Source organism: Nocardioides pyridinolyticus (assembly GCF_054653575.1).
Window position 1 is genome coordinate 327593 of the sequence record NZ_BAAIFY010000001.1, and the last position, 18899, is coordinate 346491.

General features: G+C 73.1%; 19 protein-coding genes. 10 read left to right on the plus strand and 9 right to left on the minus strand.

What is annotated here, in order from left to right; translation table 11 throughout:
- Positions 1-13: 13 nt before the first annotated feature.
- A complete protein-coding gene (gene yczR, locus ACYQ0U_RS01680) occupies positions 14-1450 on the minus strand; it encodes a MocR-like transcription factor YczR (RefSeq protein WP_459968693.1) in 1437 nt (478 codons plus the stop codon).
- Between the two features lie 61 nt (positions 1451-1511).
- On the opposite strand from yczR, the gene yczE reads away from it, so the two are divergent.
- On the plus strand, positions 1512-2189 hold the full coding sequence (gene yczE / locus ACYQ0U_RS01685; protein ID WP_459968696.1) for a membrane protein YczE: 678 nt from the start codon (positions 1512-1514) through the stop codon (positions 2187-2189).
- Here yczE and ACYQ0U_RS01690 read toward each other — a convergent pair whose 3' ends face one another.
- Positions 2190-2756, minus strand: coding sequence for an O-methyltransferase (locus tag ACYQ0U_RS01690; protein WP_459968698.1), 567 nt, complete (start codon positions 2754-2756; stop codon positions 2190-2192).
- Positions 2757-3160: 404 nt separating this feature from the next.
- On the opposite strand from ACYQ0U_RS01690, the gene ACYQ0U_RS01695 reads away from it, so the two are divergent.
- The 4 genes from ACYQ0U_RS01695 to ACYQ0U_RS01710 all read left to right on the plus strand — a co-directional run bounded on the left by ACYQ0U_RS01695 (position 3161) and on the right by ACYQ0U_RS01710 (position 6746).
- Positions 3161-3289 (plus strand): hypothetical protein, encoded by a 129-nt coding sequence (locus ACYQ0U_RS01695; RefSeq protein ID WP_459968700.1) that lies wholly within the window; start codon positions 3161-3163, stop codon positions 3287-3289.
- Between the two features lie 10 nt (positions 3290-3299).
- Entirely contained in the window at positions 3300-4391 is a 1092-nt protein-coding gene (locus ACYQ0U_RS01700; protein ID WP_459968702.1) for a 3-isopropylmalate dehydrogenase, read from the plus strand.
- Positions 4392-4486: 95 nt separating this feature from the next.
- Positions 4487-5560 carry a branched-chain amino acid aminotransferase gene (locus ACYQ0U_RS01705; RefSeq protein ID WP_459968703.1) on the plus strand — a complete coding sequence of 358 codons (1074 nt, stop codon included), beginning with the start codon at positions 4487-4489 and terminating at the stop codon, positions 5558-5560.
- A 127-nt stretch (positions 5561-5687) separates the two neighbouring features.
- The gene (locus tag ACYQ0U_RS01710) at positions 5688-6746 is read left to right on the plus strand and encodes an ABC transporter substrate-binding protein (protein ID WP_459968705.1); all 1059 of its coding nucleotides are present in this window, start codon (positions 5688-5690) and stop codon (positions 6744-6746) included.
- A gap of 53 nt (positions 6747-6799) precedes the next feature.
- On the opposite strand, the gene ACYQ0U_RS01715 is transcribed toward ACYQ0U_RS01710, so the two are convergent.
- Genes ACYQ0U_RS01715 through ACYQ0U_RS01730 form a run of 4 tightly spaced genes read right to left on the minus strand, consistent with a single transcriptional unit; the run spans position 6800 to position 10809 of the window.
- Positions 6800-7792 (minus strand): ABC transporter substrate-binding protein, encoded by a 993-nt coding sequence (locus ACYQ0U_RS01715; RefSeq protein ID WP_459968707.1) that lies wholly within the window; start codon positions 7790-7792, stop codon positions 6800-6802.
- Positions 7776-8666 carry an ABC transporter ATP-binding protein gene (locus ACYQ0U_RS01720; protein ID WP_459968709.1) on the minus strand — a complete coding sequence of 297 codons (891 nt, stop codon included), beginning with the start codon at positions 8664-8666 and terminating at the stop codon, positions 7776-7778. Before ACYQ0U_RS01720 ends, ACYQ0U_RS01715 begins: the two co-directional genes overlap by 17 nt.
- A complete protein-coding gene (locus ACYQ0U_RS01725; protein WP_459968711.1) occupies positions 8663-9769 on the minus strand; it encodes a FecCD family ABC transporter permease in 1107 nt (368 codons plus the stop codon). The genes ACYQ0U_RS01720 and ACYQ0U_RS01725 overlap by 4 nt, the downstream gene beginning before the upstream one ends.
- Positions 9766-10809, minus strand: coding sequence for a FecCD family ABC transporter permease (locus tag ACYQ0U_RS01730; RefSeq protein ID WP_459968713.1), 1044 nt, complete (start codon positions 10807-10809; stop codon positions 9766-9768). Before ACYQ0U_RS01730 ends, ACYQ0U_RS01725 begins: the two co-directional genes overlap by 4 nt.
- Positions 10810-10909: 100 nt before the next feature.
- Between ACYQ0U_RS01730 and ACYQ0U_RS01735 the strand changes: the two genes are divergently transcribed.
- Both ACYQ0U_RS01735 and cimA read left to right on the plus strand, forming a co-directional pair.
- Positions 10910-12454: a serine/threonine-protein kinase gene (locus tag ACYQ0U_RS01735; protein ID WP_459968715.1), complete on the plus strand. Its 1545-nt coding sequence runs from the start codon at positions 10910-10912 to the stop codon at positions 12452-12454.
- Between the two features lie 165 nt (positions 12455-12619).
- On the plus strand, positions 12620-14200 hold the full coding sequence (cimA, locus tag ACYQ0U_RS01740; protein WP_459968717.1) for a citramalate synthase: 1581 nt from the start codon (positions 12620-12622) through the stop codon (positions 14198-14200).
- A 9-nt stretch (positions 14201-14209) separates the two neighbouring features.
- On the opposite strand, the gene ACYQ0U_RS01745 is transcribed toward cimA, so the two are convergent.
- A complete protein-coding gene (locus tag ACYQ0U_RS01745) occupies positions 14210-14809 on the minus strand; it encodes a TetR/AcrR family transcriptional regulator (RefSeq protein WP_459968719.1) in 600 nt (199 codons plus the stop codon).
- Between the two features lie 74 nt (positions 14810-14883).
- Here ACYQ0U_RS01745 and ACYQ0U_RS01750 point away from each other — a divergent pair, with 74 nt between their 5' ends.
- From ACYQ0U_RS01750 to ACYQ0U_RS01760, 3 genes are read left to right on the plus strand one after another with little or no spacing between them, the layout of a single operon-like run.
- Positions 14884-15435 carry an NAD(P)H-dependent oxidoreductase gene (locus ACYQ0U_RS01750; RefSeq protein ID WP_459968720.1) on the plus strand — a complete coding sequence of 184 codons (552 nt, stop codon included), beginning with the start codon at positions 14884-14886 and terminating at the stop codon, positions 15433-15435.
- A gap of 32 nt (positions 15436-15467) precedes the next feature.
- Positions 15468-16880 carry an amidase gene (locus ACYQ0U_RS01755; protein ID WP_459968722.1) on the plus strand — a complete coding sequence of 471 codons (1413 nt, stop codon included), beginning with the start codon at positions 15468-15470 and terminating at the stop codon, positions 16878-16880.
- A 24-nt stretch (positions 16881-16904) separates the two neighbouring features.
- Positions 16905-17561, plus strand: a complete 657-nt coding sequence (locus ACYQ0U_RS01760) for an SDR family oxidoreductase (RefSeq protein ID WP_459968724.1) — start codon at positions 16905-16907, stop codon at positions 17559-17561.
- A 31-nt stretch (positions 17562-17592) separates the two neighbouring features.
- On the opposite strand, the gene ACYQ0U_RS01765 is transcribed toward ACYQ0U_RS01760, so the two are convergent.
- Positions 17593-18207 (minus strand): energy-coupling factor transporter transmembrane component T family protein, encoded by a 615-nt coding sequence (locus ACYQ0U_RS01765; protein ID WP_459968725.1) that lies wholly within the window; start codon positions 18205-18207, stop codon positions 17593-17595.
- Positions 18204-18899, minus strand: a complete 696-nt coding sequence (locus tag ACYQ0U_RS01770; RefSeq protein WP_459968726.1) for an energy-coupling factor ABC transporter ATP-binding protein — start codon at positions 18897-18899, stop codon at positions 18204-18206. Before ACYQ0U_RS01770 ends, ACYQ0U_RS01765 begins: the two co-directional genes overlap by 4 nt.

Genomic DNA, 18899 nt, shown 5'->3' on the forward strand with positions numbered 1-18899 from the left:
GCCGGACGTGCGCCTACGCCACCATCACGCGACCGGTCGGGGTGCCCCGGCCGGCGGGGGTGTCGCGGACCTCGGCCCAGGCTGAGCCGATCCGGCGGACGGCCTCGCGTAGCTCCTCGGGCGGGCGGGTCCAGGGGATGCGGACGAAGGAGTCGAGGCCGCCCTCCGCCGCGAACACGGGGCCGGGGGCGATGATCGCGCCGCGGCGCTCGGCCTCGGCGGTGAGGGCGGTGCCGAAGGCGCCGGGCAGCCGGCACCAGAGGGCGAGGCCCCCGGTCGGCAGGTGGAAGCGCCAGTCGGGCAGCTCCTCGCGCACGGCGGCGACGAGGGCGTCGCGCTGGGCGCGCAGCCGCGTGCGGTTGCCGTCGAGGATCTCGCCCGAGTCGGCGAGCAGCCGCGCCAGCACGAGCTGCTCGAGCACCGGCGCGCCGAGGTCGAGGCTCACCCGCGCCTGGGTGAGCCGCTCCATCAGGCCCTGGGGTGCGCGGATCCAGCCGAGCCGCAGGCCGCCCCAGGAGGACTTGCTCGCGCTGCCGATCGTGATCGTGTCGTGCGCGAAGGCCGCGAACGGCCGCGGCATCTCCTGCCCGTCGAGCGCCAGCGCCTGGTGTGCCTCGTCGACGATCGGGGTCGTGCGCGTGGAGCGCAGGTGTGCGGCGTACTCCTCGCGCTGGGCGTCGGACATCAGGTGCCCGGTCGGGTTCTGGAAGTCGGGGATCAGGTACGCCGCCCGCGGCGCCGCCTGCCGGAGCGCGGCCGCGACCGCGTCGAGGTCCCAGCCCTCCGGGTCGACGGGGGCGGGCACCAGCCGGGCGCCGGCGTGGCGGAGCGCGTCGGTGGCGTTGGGGTAGGCCGGCGACTCGACCAGCACCCGGTCGCCGGCGCGGGTCAGCGCCTGCGACACGATCGACGCCGCGGACAGCGCGCCCGGCGTCACCATCACCTGGTCGGGATCGGTGGGCAGGCCGCGGGCGTCGTAGGTGGCGGCGATCGCGCGCTGGAGCTCGGGCAGCCCGGCCGGGAAGTAGCCGTGCCCGCCGAGGTACGCCGGCAGGTCGGCGACCGCGGCGGCGTACGCCTGCGCGAGCCCGGGCGGCGCCGACGGAGCCGCGCAGTTCAGGTCGATGGCGTCGGAGTCGCCGGGGCGGGGGAGCAGTGCGCGGTCGTGGGCGCGGTGACGGCCCCCCGGCACGCGGGTGAACGTGCCCGACCCGCGGCGCGCCTCGGCGTAGCCGGCGTCGCGCAGCTCGGCGTAGGCCCGGGTCACCGTGGTCCGTGAGACGCCGAGGGCCTCGGTGAGCTCGCGCTCGCTCGGCAGCCGGGTGCCGAGCGGGATCCGGCCGTCGCCGACGAGCAGGACCAGCGCGTCGGCCAGTCCGGCGTACGCGGGGGAGCGGTCGAAGTCGCCGACCAGGGTGGCCACCCGAGACGCGCTGATGGTGCGGGTCATGCAGGCCACTTTGTCACGATTGGCTATTCAGGAGAAGGCCAATTTCGGCCAGAATGCTCCCGTGAGCACGATCGTCACCGCACCCCGCACCCTTGCCGACCTCGGTCCCGTGGCCCAGCTCCGCGCGGGCCGGCTCGGCCGCCGGCTGCCCCAGCTCTACGCCGGCCTGGTCGCCTACGGTGTCTCGCTCGCCCTGATGTACCGCGGCGACCTCGGGCTCGCTCCCTGGGACGTCCTGCACTCCGGCCTCATCAAGCACCTGCCGATGACGCTCGGCCAGGCGGTGATCCTGATGAGCTTCGTGGTGCTCCTCCTCTGGATCCCCCTGCGCGAGAAGCCCGGCCTCGGCACGATCTCCAACGCGCTCGTGGTGGGCCTGTCCGCCGACGCGACCCTGGCGCTGCTCGACCGGCCGGACCACCTGGTCCTCCGGGTCGCGCTCATGGTCGGCGGCGTCGTGCTCTGCGGCCTGGCCACCGCCATGTACATCGGCGCCCAGTTCGGCCGCGGCCCCCGCGACGGCCTGATGACCGGTCTCGCCCGGCGCACCGGCCGGTCGATCCGCCTGGTCCGCACCGGCCTCGAGGTGACCGTCGTGGTCATCGGCCTGCTGCTCGGCGGCACGCTCGGCCTCGGCACCATCCTCTATGCGCTGGCCATCGGGCCGCTCACCCAACTCTGGCTCCCGGCCTGGATCGTGCCGCTCGAGGATCGACCCGAGGATCGACTCGACGGTTGATCAGCGCTTGGTCGCGATCAGCGCCGAGGCGTCCGGCGCCACCATCACCTCGACGGCGGTGAACCGCTCGTCGGTGAGCCACTGCTCGCGCAGCGTGTCCACGCGGCCGTAGGCGATCGGCGGCCAGAGCTCGCACGGGGTGAAGTCGTCGAGGACCACGATGCCGCCCTTCTCGACCAGGTCGGCGACCGAGTCGACGCCCACCTCGGTGGGCTCGCCGGAGTCGAGGAACAGCAGCGAGAACGGCCCCTTGTCGAGCAGGGTGGACCAGTCGGCGGAGAGCACCTCGACCTGCGGGTCGTCCTCGAAGATCACGGCGGCCGCGTCGGCGAGCTTGGCGTTCAGCTCGGCGGTCAGGATCTTGGCGTCGCCGCGGACGCCCGAGCGTAGCCACGCCGTACCGACCCCGCAGCCGGTGCCGAACTCGGCCATCGTGCCCTCGCGCGTGGCGGCCAGCGCCGCCAGCAGCCGACCGGTCTCGTTGCGGCAGAACGAGACGTACCCCGCCTTGCGGGAGACGGCGAACGCACGCGCGACGACGTCGGGCACTTCGGGAGGGGCGCTCATGACCGGGAGTCTTCCATTTCGGACCGACCGTCTCGCATGTCGAACACTCTGTGGAATCCCGTGGCCGCGGGCGGCGGCCCGCCGTACCGTGGTCACACCATGCGGAGCGTCTTCGTACTTATCGAGCGCCGCGGCGAGGCTTCTTAGCGAGAGGCCACCTCGCCGCGGAGTTCGGCGTTGACCTGGCCTCTCGGTACATCTGAGTCGAAGATGTCTCCGCGCGAAGCCGCCCCAGCAGCACGGCGCGACCCGCATCCTGATGGTTCTCCCGCTCTCGTGTGATCCACGAGCAGACCGCGTCTCCCGCGCGTCAGCCATCTTCGTCTCAGGTGTACCGGGGCCGCACGGACACCACTGCAGAGAACGAACCACGAGATCACGGGAGAGAGATTCCGATGTACGACATGTACCCCGACTGGGGTCCGGCGCAGCACCACCCGGACAACCCGCGCAGCCACGAGAACGTCCAGGCGGCCCTGCAGGCCACGCTCGACCTGCGGGACAACGGCGGCCAGCGGCCCGACGACAACTAGTCTCCGGCCCATGACTTCTCCGAACTCCACGACCACGGCCGGCACCGTCCAGCTCGCCGTCATCCCCGGCGACGGCATCGGCCAGGAGGTGACGGCCGAGGCCCTCAAGGTGCTCGAGGCCGCCTCCCCGGAGGGCGTGAAGTTCGAGCAGACCCGCTACGACCTCGGCGCCGAGCGCTACCTCGCCACCGGCGAGGTGCTGCCCGACTCCGTGCTCGACGAGATCCGTGGGCACGACGCCATCCTCCTCGGCGCGGTCGGCGGCAAGCCCAACGACCCGAACCTGCCCCCGGGCATCCTCGAGCGCGGCCTCCTGCTGCGGCTCCGCTTCGAGCTCGACCACTACGTGAACCTGCGGCCGTCCCGGATCCTCCCGGGCGCCACGTCCCCCCTCGCGAACCCGGGCGAGGTCGACTTCGTGGTCGTCCGCGAGGGCACGGAGGGTCCCTACACCGGCAACGGCGGCGTCCTGCGCGCCGGCACCCCCGCCGAGGTCGCCACCGAGGTCTCGGTCAACACCGCCTTCGGCGTGGAGCGCGTCGTCCGCGACGCGTTCGCCCGCGCCCAGCGGCGCCCGCGGAAGAAGCTGACGCTGGTCCACAAGACCAACGTGCTGACCAACGCCGGCTCGCTGTGGTGGCGGCTGTTCCAGACGGTCGCGGCGGAGCACCCCGACGTCACGACCGACTACATGCACATCGACGCGGCGATGATCTTCATGACGACCGACCCCGCGCGCTTCGACGTGATCGTCACCGACAACCTCTTCGGCGACATCATCACCGACCTCGCCGCCGCCATCACCGGCGGCATCGGCCTGGCGGCCTCCGGCAACGTCAACCCCGACCGGACGGCCCCTTCCATGTTCGAGCCGGTCCACGGCTCGGCGCCCGACATCGCGGGCCAGCAGAAGGCCGACCCCACCGCCGCGATCCTCTCCGCGTCGCTGCTGATGGACCACCTCGGGTACGCCGAGGCGGCCGCGACCATCGAGACCGCGGTCGTCGACGACCTCGCCGGCCGGACCGCCGGCACCACCCGGCGTACCTCCGAGATCGGCGACGCGATCGCCGGCCTCGTCGCCGCGCGAGTAGCGCGCTGAGACGCCCCGTCGTCAGAACGTCTGCGATGGCCGGGCACACGTCGGTGTGCCCGGCCGTCTCCATATTCGTAGGAAGGCCTACTAAGTTGTCCTCCATGGAGATCAGCACCACCCCGTCGAGTGCCCCGGTCGCAGACGATCGCCTCGCGGAGATCCTCGCGAACCCCGGCTTCGGACTGCACTTCACCGACCACATGCTCACGGTCGAGTGGACGCCCGACGACGGCTGGCACGCCGCGCGCATCGAGCCGTACGGCCCGCTGACGCTCGACCCCGCGACCGCCGTCCTGCACTACGCGCAGGAGACATTCGAGGGCATGAAGGCCTACCGCCACGACGACGGCTCCATCTGGTCGTTCCGCCCCGAGGAGAACGCCGCCCGGATGGTGCGCTCGAGCCACCGGCTCGCGCTGCCGGTGCTGCCGGTCGAGGACTTCGTCCAGGCCGTCGACGCGCTGGTGGAGATCGACCAGCGCTGGGTCCCCGACAACGAGGGGGAGAAGAGCCTCTACCTGCGGCCGTTCATGTTCGCGTCCGAGGCGTTCCTCGGCGTGCGCCCGTCCCAGCACGTCACGTTCATGGTGATCGCCAGCCCGGCCGGCGCCTACTTCAAGGGCGGCGTCAAGCCGGTCACGCTGTGGCTCACCGAGGAGTACACCCGCGCCGGCCGCGGCGGCATGGGCGCGGCCAAGACCGGCGGCAACTACGCCAGCTCGCTGGTCGCGCAGCAGGAGGCCATCCAGCACGGCTGCGACCAGGTCGTGTTCCTCGACGGCCAGGAGGGCAGGTACGTCGAGGAGCTCGGCGGGATGAACATGTACTTCGTCCACGACGACGGCCACATCGTCACGCCCGCGACCGGCACGATCCTCGAGGGCATCACCCGCTCGAGCATCATCGAGCTCGCCGGCAAGCTCGGCCACCAGGTCGAGGAGCGGAGGTTCTCGATCGACGAGTGGCGCGAGGGCGTCACCAGCGGCCGGATCACCGAGGTCTTCGCCTGCGGCACGGCCGCGGTCGTCACCCCGGTCGGCGAGCTCAAGTGGGACGGCGGCTCGGTGCCCGCGCCGGCCTCGACCGAGCTCACCACGAAGGTCCGCCAGGCCCTGGTCGACCTCCAGTTCGGCCGCGCCGAGGACACCTTCGGCTGGATGCACCGCATCGTCTGACGCGTCGAACCGAAGCCGTGCCCGGGTCGACGGGGTGAGCGGCTCGACATCCGGACGTCCGGTCGCGCGCCGCCGGGAGAGATCGATAAGGTTAGGCTCACCTAACCGAATTCTCTCGAGGAGCACGATGAACCCGACCCGACGCCGCTTTCTCGCCGGCCTCTCCGTGCTGGCGGTCGCGCCCGTCCTCGCCGCCTGTGGCGAGGGCGGCGACGGCTCGACCAGCGGCTCGACCTCCGGTGCCGACGCGGCCCCGGCCGAGGAGTCCGCCTTCCCCGTCACCATCTCGCACAAGTACGGCGAGACCACCGTCGAGTCGGCGCCGAAGCGCGTCGTCTGCATCGGCCTCTCCGAGCAGGACATGCTGATGGCGCTGGGCATCGTGCCGGTCGGCATCACCTACTGGTTCGGCGACGAGGAGCTCCAGGGCGTCTACCCGTGGGCCCAGGACCTGCTCGGCGACGCCGAGCTCCCCACGGTGCTCAAGGACACCAACGGCGTCGACATCGAGGCGGTCGCCGCCCTGGCGCCGGACCTGATCATCGGCCAGTACACCGGGCTCACCGAGGCCGACTACAAGAAGCTCTCCGCCATGGGCGTCCCGGTCGTCGCGCAGTCCGGCGAGTACGCCGACTACGGCACCCCGTGGGAGGAGATGGCGCTGACCATTGGCACCGCCGTCGGCCAGCCGAAGAAGGCGCAGGAGATCATCGACAGCACCAAGCAGCGGATCAGCGACGAGGCCGCCGCGCACCCGGAGTTCCAGGGGCAGACCGCCGCGGTCATCACGCCCTACGAGGGCCTGTTCATCTACGGCCCGGAGGACCCGCGCTCGCGGATGCTCGTCGACCTGGGCTTCGACCTGCACGAGGTCATCACCAGCGCCGACGACAGCGAGTTCGGCATCTCGCTGAGCGCCGAGCGGACCTCCGACCTCGGCGACATCGGCACCGCGGTGTGGCTCGACCTCGGGGCCGACAAGCAGGTCCAGCAGCTCTTCGAGGGCACCCCGGCGTACGAGCAGGGCCGCTGGTTCGACATCAGCGACGCGGCCGGCAGCTACTACGTGGCGCACTCGTTCGTGACCCCGCTGAGCATCCCCTACGTCCTCGACCGCTACGTGCCGCAGCTCGCGGCCGCCGTGGACGGCGACGTGGCGACCGTCCCGCCGGAGTCGGCGGAGTAGCGGAATGCGAAGGCCCGGCACCCTCAGGGTGCCGGGCCTTCGTGCTGCGTGGGTCAGGCGACGTCGTCGTCGGTCGAGAGCCAGCCGGCGAGCTCCTCCATGTAGGAGGTGAGCGACGGGTAGTCCATCGACTTGAACTTCCACGGGTGGACCTGGCCCGCCTGCACGGCCGCGAGCGAGCCGAACACCGGCTGCTGCTCGAGCTGCTCGGTGGAGTAGGAGCCGCGCTGGGAGTTCAGCACCAGGTCGGGCTCGTACTTGTCGGCGTTCTCCCAGCTGAGGATCTCCCAGTAGTAGTCGTCCTTGCCGCCGGTCTCCTCGAACTGCACGCCGAGGTCCTGGAAGTAGGCCATCGCCGGGTCGTCCTGCGGGATCACGACGTAGAGGCCGGAGTCCTCGGCGTACATCGGGAGCACGGTGCGCCCGCTCGCGGCCGCCGCGGTCAGCTCCGCGGAGGCCTCCTCGAACTCGGCCTGGTCCTCGGCGACGTCGCTGCCGTCGCCGGTGTCGACCCCGAGCGAGGCCACCAGCTCCTCGTTCGCCTGGATCACGTCGAGGGCCGAGCCGCTCTGCTCGATGCCGATCACCGGCGCGATGTCGTTGATCTTGTCGAGCTGGGCCTCGTCCTTGAAGCCGAACATCGACTGGGGAGTGTCGCCGTCGTACGTCGTGGTGACGATCAGGTCCGGCTGCGCCGCGGCGAGCTCCTCGAGGTTGATCTCGCCGTACTCCGTGCCGATCACCTCGGTCTCGGACAGGTCGAGGTCCTCGAACGTCGGGTCCTCGGCCGGGTCCATGTAGTGGAAGAGCGCGACCGGCGTGATGCCGAAGTTCCAGAGCGCGGCGCCCGCGTCGCCGTACGCCGCGATGCGGACCGGCGTCTCCTCGAGCTCGACGGTCTGCCCGAGGTCGTCGGTGAACGACCAGGGGCCGGCGGGCGCCTGGGCCTCGGCGTCGTCGGTGGCGCCGCCGCTGTCGCCGCCGCACGCGGCGAGCGAGGCGGTGAGGAGGGCCGCTGCGGCGAGGGGCTTAAGCAGTCGGGGCATGGGTGAGCTCTCTCGTGTCGGGGACGGGGGCGGAGCAGATCGGGACCACGATGGGCAGCCCGGTCCGGGGGTCGGTGAGCACGTCCGCGGCCAGGCCGAAGGTGTCGGCCAGGAGCTCGGGCGTGAACACCTCGCGCGGCGCACCCTGGGCGGCGATCACGCCGTCCTTCATCACGACGACGAGGTCGCTGTAGCGGGCCGCGAGGTTCAGGTCGTGCAGCACCATGACGACGGTGCGCTCCCGCTCGCGGTTGAGGCGGGTGACGAGGTCGAGGACCTCCACCTGGTGGGCGAGGTCGAGGTACGTCGTCGGCTCGTCGAGCAGCAGCAGGTCGGTGTCCTGGGCGAGCGTCATCGCGATCCAGGCGCGCTGGCGCTGGCCGCCGGAGAGCTGGTCGAGCGCACGCTCGCGCAGGTGTGCGGTGTCGGTCATCTCCAGGGCGGCCTCGACGATGCGCTCGTCCTCGGGCGACCACTGGCTGAACCACCGCTGGTGCGGGTGCCGGCCGCGGCCGACGAGGTCGCGGACCACGAGGCCCTCGGGTGCGACCGGGCTCTGCGGCAGCAGCGCCATCCGCTTCGCGACCTCCCGGGTCGCCAGCTCGTGGACGGGTTCGCCGTCGAGCACGACCGAGCCGCTGGCCGGCTTCAGCAGGCGCGCCATCGTGCGCAGCAGCGTGGACTTGCCACAGCCGTTGGGGCCGATGATCGTCGTGACCTGGCCGTCGGGGACGGTGAGGGAGAGGTCGCGGACGACCGGCTCCTCGCCGTAGCCGACGGTGACCGACTCGGTGCGCAGACGGCTCGAGATCACGCCCGGGGGGATCATGCCGGGTTGGATCATGCCGGGTTGGATCATGCCGGGCTGGATCATGCGGAGACCTTTCGGTTCGTGCGGAGCAGCAGCCAGATGAGGTACGGCGCACCGATCGCCGAGGTCACCAGGCCGGCCGGGAGGGCGAAGGGGAGCACCACGCGGGTGATCAGGTCGGCGCCGACGACGAGCACACCGCCGTACACCATCGAGGCGAGCATCGGCGGCCGCGAGCCGCCGGTGAGGAGCAGGGCGATCTGTGGCACGACGAACGCCACGAAGCCCAGCGGGCCGACCGCGGCGACCGCGACCGCGGCGAGGCCGCAGGCGGCGACCAGCGTGAGGAGCTGGGTGACCTGGAGGCGGACGCCGAGGATCCGGGCGGAGTCGTCGCCGAGCTGCATGGCGTTGAGCGTGCGGGCGAGCAGCAGGGCGATCGGGACGAGCACGAGCAACGCCAGGGCGAGCGGCCTGCCCTGCTCCCAGCCGCGCGCGTTGAGCGAGCCGTTGAGCCAGACGTGGGCGGACGCGGCGTCCTGGATCCGGGCCTTGACCAGCAGCCAGTTCGTCAGCGCGATCATGACCGCGGTCAGGCCGACGCCGACCAGGACCAGGCGCTGGCCGTCGATGCCACGGCGCCAGGAGAGCAGGTAGAGCAGCGCCGCCGCGAGCAGCGACCCGGCGAACGCCGCGAGGGGGACGCCGACCTGCTGGAGCGTGCCGGACACCAGGCCGCCGCCGTACCCGCTGGCGCCGGTCAGCACGATCACCGCGACCGCGCCGAACGCCGCGCCGTGGTTGAGGCCGAGGGTGTCCGGGCTCGCGAGGGGGTTGCGCGCGAAGGTCTGGGTGAGCGCGCCCGACAGCCCGAGCGCGGCGCCGGCGAGCAGCGCGACGGTGGTCTGCGGCAGGCGGAGCTCCATGACGATGAAGCGCTGGCCGGGGTCGCCGCCGCCGAGGAGCGTCTCGATGACCGCGGAGACCGGGACGTCGAAGTCGCCGAGCGCGAGGTCGAGCGCGACGAGCACGCCGAGGACGACCAGGCCCGCGACGGCCACCAGGCCGGCGCGCATCGGCACGAGCCACGAGGCCGGCCCGACGCGGAGCGGCCGGGTGAGGGTGCTGGTCCGGGTGCTGGTCCGGGTGCTGAGGAGGGTGCTCATATGCGGACCATCCGGAAGCGGCGGACGAGGAGGATGAAGACGGGGCCGCCCACGAGCGCCATCACGATGCCGACCTGGAGCTCGGCGGGGCGGACGACGACGCGCCCGACGACGTCGGCGAGCAGCATCAGCAGCGCGCCGATGAAGGCGGAGTAGGGGATCACCCAGCGGTAGTCGACGCCGGAGAAGAACCGGGCGACGTGCGGGACCACCAGCCCGACGAAGGCGATCGGGCCGCAGGCGGCGGTGGCGGCGCCGGTCAGCAGCATCACGCCGAGGATGCCGACGACCTTGGCGCGCATCGGGTGGAGGCCGAGCGAGGAGGCGACGTCGTCGCCGAGCTGGAGCAGGTTGAGCGTGGAGGCGCTGACTCCGGCCAGGAACAGCCCGACCACCAGGAACGGCAGCACCTGCCAGAAGACGTCCATGCCCCGGCCGGCGACCGAGCCGACGGCCCAGAACCGGTAGGCGTCGAGGGTGTCGGCGTCGCGCAGCACCAGCGCCTGGGTCAGCGACAGCAGGATCGCGCTGACCGCCATGCCGGCGAGGATCAGCGAGACCGGGTCGGGGCCGCCCCTGGTCGAGCCGATCGCGAAGACCGCCGCGGCCGCGAGACCGGCGCCGGCGAGGGAGAACCAGGCGTACTGGCTGAGCTCGCTCACGTCGAAGGCGTAGATGCCGAGCACCACCGCGAAGGTCGCGCCCGCCTGGACGCCGAGCAGGCCGGGGTCGGCGAGCGGGTTGCGGGTGTGGCCCTGCATCAGGGCGCCGGCGATGCCGAGCGCGGCGCCGACCGCGATCGCGAGCACGGTCCGCGGGATGCGCAGGCCGTGCACGATCGTCGAGGCGTCGGAGCCGTCGGGCCGGAAGAGGACGTCGACGACCGTGCCGACCGGGATCAGCCGGCTGCCGATGACGAGGCTGAGCAGGGCCGCGACCACGACGACGATCGTGAGGACGAGGAGGCCGCGCGCCGAGCCGCGCCGGGTGGGTCGCGGTCGCGGGGGAGCGCTGACCGGCGCGTCCGCCGTCGTGGTCATGCCGTGGCCTCCTAGATAGGTTAGGCTCACCTTAGTTGACGACCGGCCGGCCTGTCAGCCGATGCCCGGGAATCGGACCGGCGCCGGGTAGCCTCGCCCCGTGACGACGGTCGGCGGGTACACGCTGCTCAGCCGGCTCGGGGAGGGCGGCATGGGCGTCGTCCACCTCGCCCGGCGCGGCGAGGCCGGCCCGCGGGTGGCCCTCAAGGTGCTGCGCCCGCACATCGTCGGCGACGAGGAGGCCCGCCGCCGGCTCGAGCGCGAGGTCGGCTCGCTCCGCCGGATCCGCAGCCAATGGGTGGCCGAGATCGTCGACGCCGACCCGTGGGCCGAGATCCCCTATGTCGCCACCCGCTACGTCCCCGGCCTCTCGCTGCACGACCTCGTGGTCGACGAGGGCGCGATCGAGGGCGACGACCTCTACTGGCTGGCCGCGTGCCTCGCCGAGGGCGTGGCGTCCGTGCACTCCGTCGGCGTGCTGCACCGCGACGTGAAGCCGTCGAACGTGCTCATGGAGGGCCGCACCCCGATCCTCATCGACTTCGGGCTGGCCCGCGTCGCCGACGACCCCAAGCTCACCCACACCGGCTGGCTGCTCGGCACCCCGGGCTACCTGGCGCCCGAGATCCTGTACGGCGACGACGCGACCACCGCCTCCGACGTGCACTCGTGGGCCGCGACCGTCGCCTACGCCGGCACCGGCCACTCGCCGTTCGGCCGCGGCCCGTCGATGGCGATCATGGACCGGGTCCGGCGCGGGCAGTTCGACCTCGACGGGCTGCCCCACGACCTGCGTGAGGTGGTCGCCGCCTGCCTCGACCCCGAGCCGCAGCACCGGCCCACGCTCGACCAGGTCCTCGCCTGGCTGCGCCCGACGACGACCCGACGCGGGCACCAGCGGCCGAACGCGCCACCGACCGGACCGCCGACCGCGCCGCCGCACGACCCGTACACGGTGCCGCTCGCGCTCGCCGCCCAGGCGGCCGCCGACGACGAGACCGACGTGTGGCCCGGGCACCAGGCCGCGGAGCCGCACACGCTCGCGCTGACGTCGTACGAACCGGCGCCGGAGCCGAAGCCGCCGTTCGCCGAGCGGCTGCGCCGCTTCGCGCTGCTGGTCGGGCTCGCCCTGGCCTGCGGCGCCGGGTGCGCGGCGTTCCCGTGGCTCGCCTCGGGCCTGATGCTGCTCGTCGTGTGGCTGCTGCGCAGCGGGTCGATGGCCGGGTCGGCCCGCGACCAGCGGCGGGAGTACCGTGGCCGCCGGTGGTACGACAGCGTGCAGGTCCTGGTCGCCGCACCGTGGCACCTCGTGCAGTCGATCCCCAGCACCGTCCTGCTGTGGCTGTGGAGCCTGGGGCTCGCGGTCGCGGCAGCGCTGGTCTGCTACGCGATCGCCACCGGGCTCGAGCTCGCGCTGTTCGTGTGCGGGGTCGTGCTCGCGGTCGCGCTGTGGTCGGGGCCGGGCGGCTCGCGGGTGCGCGGGCCGGTCGCCCGTGTGGTCCACCCGCTGGCCGCCGACCCCGCGCGGTGGGTGGTCGGGATGCTCGTCGTGCTCGCGGTCGCCGGTGCGCTCGGCCTCCGCGCCGACCTGTCCGGGGCGACGTGGACGCCGGCGAGCGGCCGCCCGGATGCCGAGATCGGCTGACCGTCGTGTGGTCGCCGTGGCACGATGGGTCCGTGCAGTACCCGGAGATCATCATTTCCTAGCGCGTCGCCGCTCCCGCCAGGGACGCCCGACGCGCTGCCTCTCGTACCCCGAGAGGCTTTTTTGTTGCCCGAGCCACTAGCCAGATCAGCGAGAGAGAACCCGATGGACCTCCATGGCGCGTTCCACGTCTACGACACCACCCTGCGCGACGGCGCGCAGCAGGAGGGCCTCAACCTCTCCGTCGCCGACAAGCTGTCGATCGCGCGCCAGCTCGACGGGCTCGGCGTGGGCTACATCGAGGGTGGCTGGCCGGGCGCCAACCCCAAGGACACCGAGTTCTTCCGCCGCGCCGCGCACGAGCTCACGCTCGAGCACGCCAAGCTGGCCGCGTTCGGCGCCACCCGGCGCCCGGGCGTCAGGGCCGCGGACGACCCGCTCGTCGCGGCGCTGCGCGACAGCGGCGCCCCGGTCGTCACGCTGGTGGCGAAGTCGCACGACCGCCACGTCGAGCTCGCGCTGCGCACCACCCTCGAGGAGAACCTCGAGATGATCCGCGACACCGTGTCCCACCTGCGCGCGGAGGGCCAGGAGGTGTTCCTCGACGCCGAGCACTTCTTCAACGGCTACCGCGACAACCGCGACTACGCGCTCGAGGTGCTGCGGACGGCGTACGACGCGGGCGCCTCGGTGATCGCGCTCTGCGACACCAACGGCGGCATGCTGCCGGGCTGGGTCTCCGACACCGTGCACGACGTCATCGAGTCCACCGGTGTCCGGGTCGGCATCCACGCGCACAACGACACCGGCTGCGCGGTCGCGAACTCGCTGGCCGCCGTCGACGCCGGCGCCACGCACGTGCAGGGCTGTATCAACGGCTACGGCGAGCGGACCGGCAACGCCGACCTGGTGGCGGTGGTCGCGAACCTCGAGCTGAAGCTCGAGCAGCGGGTGCTCCCGCAGGGCCTGCTCGGCGAGGCCACCCGGATCGCCCACGCGGTCGCCGAGGTCACGAACTTCCCGCCGGCCTCGCGCCAGCCCTACGTCGGCAGCTCGGCCTTCGCCCATAAGGCCGGCCTCCACGCGAGCGCGATCAAGGTCGACCCGAACCTCTACCAGCACCTCGACCCCGAGCTGGTCGGCAACGACATGCGGCTGCTCGTCTCCGACATGGCGGGACGGGCGAGCATCGAGCTCAAGGGCCGGGAGCTGGGCTTCGACCTCTCCGGCGACCGGGAGCTCGTCACCCGGATCACCGACCGCGTCAAGGTGCTCGAGAGCAGGGGCTTCACGTTCGAGGCGGCCGACGCCTCGTTCGAGCTGCTGCTGTGCGAGGAGGTCGAGGGGCAGCGCCCGTCGTACTTCGAGGTCGAGTCGTGGCGCGTCATCACCGAGACCATGCCGTCGGCCGAGGCGGTGTCGGAGGCGACCGTGAAGTTGCGCGCCGACGGCGTCCGCTACGTCGTCACCGGCGAGGGCAACGGCCCGGTCAACGCGCTCGACCACGCGCTGCGCGAGGCGATCGAGCAGGCGTACCCGGAGGTCGCGAAGTTCGAGCTGATCGACTACAAGGTGCGCATCCTCGACCAGGGGCACGGCACCGACGCGATCACCCGGGTGCTGATCGAGACCAGCGACGGCGAGTCCTCCTGGGTGACGGTCGGCGTCGGCGCCAACGTGATCGAGGCGTCCTGGGGCGCGCTCGTCGACGGGGTCACGTTCGGGCTCCGCCGGCACGAGGTCTGAGCCCCCGGGTCAGTCGCTCCGCCCCACGATCCGGCGGGCCAGGTCGACCCAGCCGGCGTAGACCCGCTCGGTCGGGAAGTCGTCGAGCACGTGGGGCTCGGTGATCGGCAGCTCCAGCGGCGCCATCAGGGCGGTGGCGAGGAGCGCGATGTTGCCGGTCACCCCGAGGTGCCCCAGCAGGTAGCGGACGTGGGTGAGCGTGAAGGCGTACGCGCCGCCGGACCGCGCGGCGGTCCGGCCCGCCTCGCGGATCAGCTCGGCGTGGACGAGCGTCGTCTCGAGGCGGGTCCGGCCGAAGGCGAGCAGCCGGTCCCAGGGGTCGGCTCCCGGTCCCAGCGGCGGCGGTCCCGACATCACCAGCGCCTGCCACTCGGTCTCGGAGTGGTCGAGCACCTCCGCCATCAGCCCCTCGCGGGACTGGAAGCGCCGGAAGACCGTGCCCTTGCCGACGCCGGCCGCGGCGGCGACCGCGTCCATCGTCACGGCCCGGGCGCCGCAGTGCTCCACCAGGTCGGTGGCGGCGTCCAGGAGCAGTCCCCGGTTGCGCGCGGCGTCCCGGCGCTCGGCCGGGGGAGCGCCGACGAGGGGCAGCAGATAGGGCTCGGACATGTCGCGCTCACCCTAGTGAGCGGCACCACGAGACGACCAGGAATAGAAAACGGACCAGGGTCCGTTTAGTGGGCATGACCGACACCACCATCGCCGTCCTCGTCGGGAGCCTGCGCTCCGACTCCGTGAACCGCAAGCTCGCCGAGCTCCTGGCGGCGCGCGCCCCCGAGGGCGTCCGCGTCGACATCGTCGACGGCCTGGCCGACGTCCCGTTCTACAACGAGGACATCGACAACCCGAGCGACGTCCCCGCGTCCGCCGTGGCACTGCGCGACCGCGTGGCCGCCGCCGACCGCGTCCTGGCCGTCACCCCCGAGTACAACGGGACGATGCCGGCCGTGCTCAACAACGCGATCGACTGGCTCTCCCGTCCCTACGGCGCGGGTGCGATCGTCGGCAAGCCGTTCGGCGTCGTCGGCGCGACCCCCACGCCCTACGGCGGCAAGTGGGCCCACGCGGACGCCGCCCGGTCGGCCCGGGTCGCCGGCGCCGTCGTCGTCGAGGACGTGACCGTCTCGCAGTCCTCGATCGAGGTCGACGTGCTCCACGACCCCGAGGTGCTCGACCGCCTGGTGGACGCGGTGCGCACCCTCGTCGAGTACGACGCGGAGTCCGCCGCCGCCTGACCCCCGGTCCTGGCTCCGGCTACGGTCGGGTCGTGGCGGAACTCCATGACCTGACCGCGCTGGCGCAGGGCGACCTGGTGCGCCGGGGCGACGTGTCGCCCCTCGAGCTCACCGACCACTACCTCGAACGCGCCGACCGTCTCGACACGGTCGGCGCGTTCGTCACGCTCACGCCCGACCGGGCGCGCGACCGTGCGTCGGCACTCACCGAGGAGGCCTACCTCTCCGGGCCGGGCGAGTCCCCGCTGTGGGGCGTGCCCACCGCGATCAAGGACCTCAACCTGACGGCGGGCGTGCGCACCACCTTCGGCTCGGCGGCGTTCGCCGACCACGTGCCCGACGTGTCCGACGGCGTGACGCTCGCACTCGAGGACGCGGGGATGGTGAGCCTGGGGAAGACGAACACCCCGGAGTTCGGCTCGCCCTGCTACACCGAGCCGGACGTCGCGCCGCCGGCGGTCACGCCCTGGGACCGCACCCGCACGGCGGGTGGCTCCTCCGGCGGCGCGGCCGCCGCGGTCGCCGCCGGTCTGGTGCCGCTCGCCCAGGGCTCGGACGGCGGCGGCTCGATCCGGATCCCGGCCTCGTGCTGCGGGCTGGTCGGCCTCAAGCCCACGCGCGGGCGGATCAGCGGTCACCCCATGTACGGCGACCCGGTGGGTTTGGCGACGGCCGGGCCGATCGCCCGGACCGTGCGCGACGCGGCGGCGATGCTCGATGCCCTCGCCGGTCGTCGGGTGGGTGATCCTGCCTGGGCGCCACCTCCCTCCGAGACGTTCCTGTCGTCCTGCGACCGCGACCCGGGGCGGCTCCGGGTCGCTCGCTTCATCGCACCACTGATCACCGACACCCCGGTCGACCCGGCGTGCACGCGGGCCTGGGAGGACGCCTCCCGGCTGCTCGAGTCGCTCGGCCACGAGATCGTCGACGTCGCGCCGCCGCTGCCCCCGGAGGCCGTGCCGGTGTTCGAGACCTGCTGGGCGGTGCTGACCGCGATGTCCGCCGTACCTCCCGAGCAGGAGCACCTGCTCCGGCCGCTGACCCGGTGGCTCTCGGCGCGGGGGCGGGCGGTGAGCGGACCCGAGTTCGGCCTCGCGATCGGGGCGATGCGGCGGTTCGCCGCGGGCGCCCTGACCGCGCTGGCGCCCTACGACGCCGTGCTGACCCCGACGCTGGCGACCCCGCCGGTCGCGGTCGGCGCGCTGCGCGACGACGAGCACCCCGAGCGGGACTTCGAGGCCCAGAAGGCCTTCACGCCCTGGACGTCGGCGTGGAACGTCACCGGCATGCCGGCGGTCTCGCTGCCGCTGCACTGGACCGACGACGGCCTGCCCGTCGGCGTGATGCTGGCGGCGCGACCGGCGGAGGAGGGCCCGCTGCTCGCGCTCGCCGCGCAGGTCGAGGCCGCGGCGCCGTGGCACGACCGGAGGCCGCCGGGATGGTGAGCGAGCTGGCGCTACCGTGAGCGCATGAGCCGTCCCGTGATCCTGGTCGTCGGAGCCGGCCCCGGCGTGAGCGGGTCGGTCGCCCGCCGCTTCGCGCGGGAGGGGTACGACGTCGCGCTGCTCGGCACCGCCGAGGACCAGCTGCGGGCGCTGGCCGTGGAGATCGCCGCGCTCGGCGTGGACGTCGGCCACGCGGTCGCCGACGTGACCGACGCCGAGGAGACGACCGCCGCCATCCGGCGCTTCGGCGACCACACGGGCCGGATCGACGTCGTGCACTTCAACCCGAGCGCCTACCGCGAGAAGGACCCGCTCGGCCTGACCGTCCCCGAGCTGCTCGAGGACGTGACGCTCGGGGTGGGCGCCCTGCTGACCGCCGTGCAGGCGGCCCGGCCGTACCTCTCGGCCGGCGGGCGGGTGACCGCCACCGGCAGCATGGCCGCCGACCGGCCGGCGAAGGCGGCGGCCTCCCTGGGCGTGCAGAAGGCCGGGCTGCGCAACCTCGTGCAGAGCCTCGACGCGACGCTCGAGCCCGACGGCATCCGGGCCGTGTCGGTGACCGTGCGCGGGGTGCTCGGCAAGGAGGGTCCGTTCACGCCCGACCGCGTCGCCGACGCGATCTGGGACGCCGCCCACCAGGACGAGAGCGCGTGGCGGGCCGAGGTGCCGTACTCCGGCTGACCCCGGCGCAGCCGGGCACCCGCCCGCCGGGTCAGTCGTCGCCGATCCCGCGCGCGTGCAGCGCGTCGCCGGTCTCGTGGGCGCGGGCGACGACCCGGATCACGAAGGGCGTGAGGAAGGCGCGCGGGTGCCGGACGCCGCGCGCCCGGGCGGCGTCGCGGGTCTCGAGTGCCAGCGCGATGGTGCCGGGCAGCGCCTGGATGGCCAGGCCGAAGGCGAGCGCGACCCGCTCGGGCTTGACGCCGACCCGGCGCAGCGGCGAGATCCAGCGGATGAACGCGTCGAGCATCGCGTTGACCGGCGTGGTCGCCGTGACGACGACCGCGGCCAGGGACAGGGTCACCAGGTCGACGAACGTCTCGATCGCCTTGTCGCGGCCGTACCACCACCACTGCATCGCGCCGACGAACGCCGCGATGAGCAGGACGCCGCGCGCGGCGCGCGCGAGCGTGCCGAGACGGACCCGGGCGACGAGCGCGAGCAGCAGCGCGACCGCCAGGAACACCCACGACGCGGGCATGCTCCGCACGAGCACGATCGAGAGGCTCAGCGCCGCGAGGCCGGCGAGCTTCACGCCGACCGGCAGCCGGTGCAGCAGGGTCGTCCCCGGCTGGTAGACGCCGACCAGGCCGGCGGTGCTGCTCACGGGGCCACCGACGCGAGGTAGGCGTCGACGGCGGCGTCCGCGGGGCCGTCGAACCGCACCCGCGCGTCCTCGATCACCACCACCCGGTCGCAGCGACGCGCGAGGTCGAGGTCGTGGGTCACCAGCACCAGCTGCTGGTCGAGGCCCAGGAGCAGGTCGCCGACCCGGCGCGTGTTCGCCAGGTCGAGCAGCGTGGTCGGCTCGTCGGCGACGAGCACCGCCGGCTCGACGGCCAGGACGCCGGCGAGGGCGAGCAGCTGCTTCTGGCCCCCGGACAGCGCGTGCACGCTGACATCGGCGTGCTCGCCCAGCCCGTACCTCTCGAGCACGGCGAGCGCCCGCTCGTGCCGGCGGCGGGCGTCCTTCTCGTGCCGCCGCAGTGAGAGTTCGACGTCCTCGACGCAGGTCGGCATGACCAGCTGGGCCGCGGGGTCGGTGAACGCGAAGCCCACCCGGCGGCGTACCGCCGCGCCGTCGCGGGCCACGTCGACGCCGTCGACGAGGACCCGGCCGGTGGTGGGCTCGACCAGGCCGTTGACCATCCGGGCCAGCGTGGACTTGCCGGAGCCGTTGGCGCCGATGATGCCGACGCGCTGCTCGGTGAGCTCGAGCGTGGTCGGCTCCAGCACCACCCGGGTGCCGCCGGGGACCGGGACGCGGACCCCGGCGGCGTCGAAGGTGATCGTGGTCAA

What these genes read in the sequence shown, in the direction of transcription:
- yczR (WP_459968693.1), bottom strand. Translation starts at nt 1,450, where the DNA reads ATGACCCGCACCATCAGCGCGTCTCGGGTGGCCACCCTGGTCGGCGAC.
- ACYQ0U_RS01690 (WP_459968698.1), bottom strand. Translation starts at nt 2,756, where the DNA reads ATGAGCGCCCCTCCCGAAGTGCCCGACGTCGTCGCGCGTGCGTTCGCC.
- ACYQ0U_RS01695 (WP_459968700.1), top strand. Translation starts at nt 3,161, where the DNA reads ATGTACCCCGACTGGGGTCCGGCGCAGCACCACCCGGACAACCCGCGC.
- ACYQ0U_RS01700 (WP_459968702.1), top strand. Translation starts at nt 3,300, where the DNA reads ATGACTTCTCCGAACTCCACGACCACGGCCGGCACCGTCCAGCTCGCC.
- ACYQ0U_RS01705 (WP_459968703.1), top strand. Translation starts at nt 4,487, where the DNA reads ATGGAGATCAGCACCACCCCGTCGAGTGCCCCGGTCGCAGACGATCGC.
- ACYQ0U_RS01710 (WP_459968705.1), top strand. Translation starts at nt 5,688, where the DNA reads ATGAACCCGACCCGACGCCGCTTTCTCGCCGGCCTCTCCGTGCTGGCG.
- ACYQ0U_RS01715 (WP_459968707.1), bottom strand. Translation starts at nt 7,792, where the DNA reads ATGCCCCGACTGCTTAAGCCCCTCGCCGCAGCGGCCCTCCTCACCGCC.
- ACYQ0U_RS01720 (WP_459968709.1), bottom strand. Translation starts at nt 8,666, where the DNA reads ATGATCCAGCCCGGCATGATCCAACCCGGCATGATCCAACCCGGCATG.
- ACYQ0U_RS01725 (WP_459968711.1), bottom strand. Translation starts at nt 9,769, where the DNA reads ATGAGCACCCTCCTCAGCACCCGGACCAGCACCCGGACCAGCACCCTC.
- ACYQ0U_RS01730 (WP_459968713.1), bottom strand. Translation starts at nt 10,809, where the DNA reads ATGACCACGACGGCGGACGCGCCGGTCAGCGCTCCCCCGCGACCGCGA.
- cimA (WP_459968717.1), top strand. Translation starts at nt 12,620, where the DNA reads ATGGACCTCCATGGCGCGTTCCACGTCTACGACACCACCCTGCGCGAC.
- ACYQ0U_RS01745 (WP_459968719.1), bottom strand. Translation starts at nt 14,809, where the DNA reads ATGTCCGAGCCCTATCTGCTGCCCCTCGTCGGCGCTCCCCCGGCCGAG.
- ACYQ0U_RS01750 (WP_459968720.1), top strand. Translation starts at nt 14,884, where the DNA reads ATGACCGACACCACCATCGCCGTCCTCGTCGGGAGCCTGCGCTCCGAC.
- ACYQ0U_RS01760 (WP_459968724.1), top strand. Translation starts at nt 16,905, where the DNA reads ATGAGCCGTCCCGTGATCCTGGTCGTCGGAGCCGGCCCCGGCGTGAGC.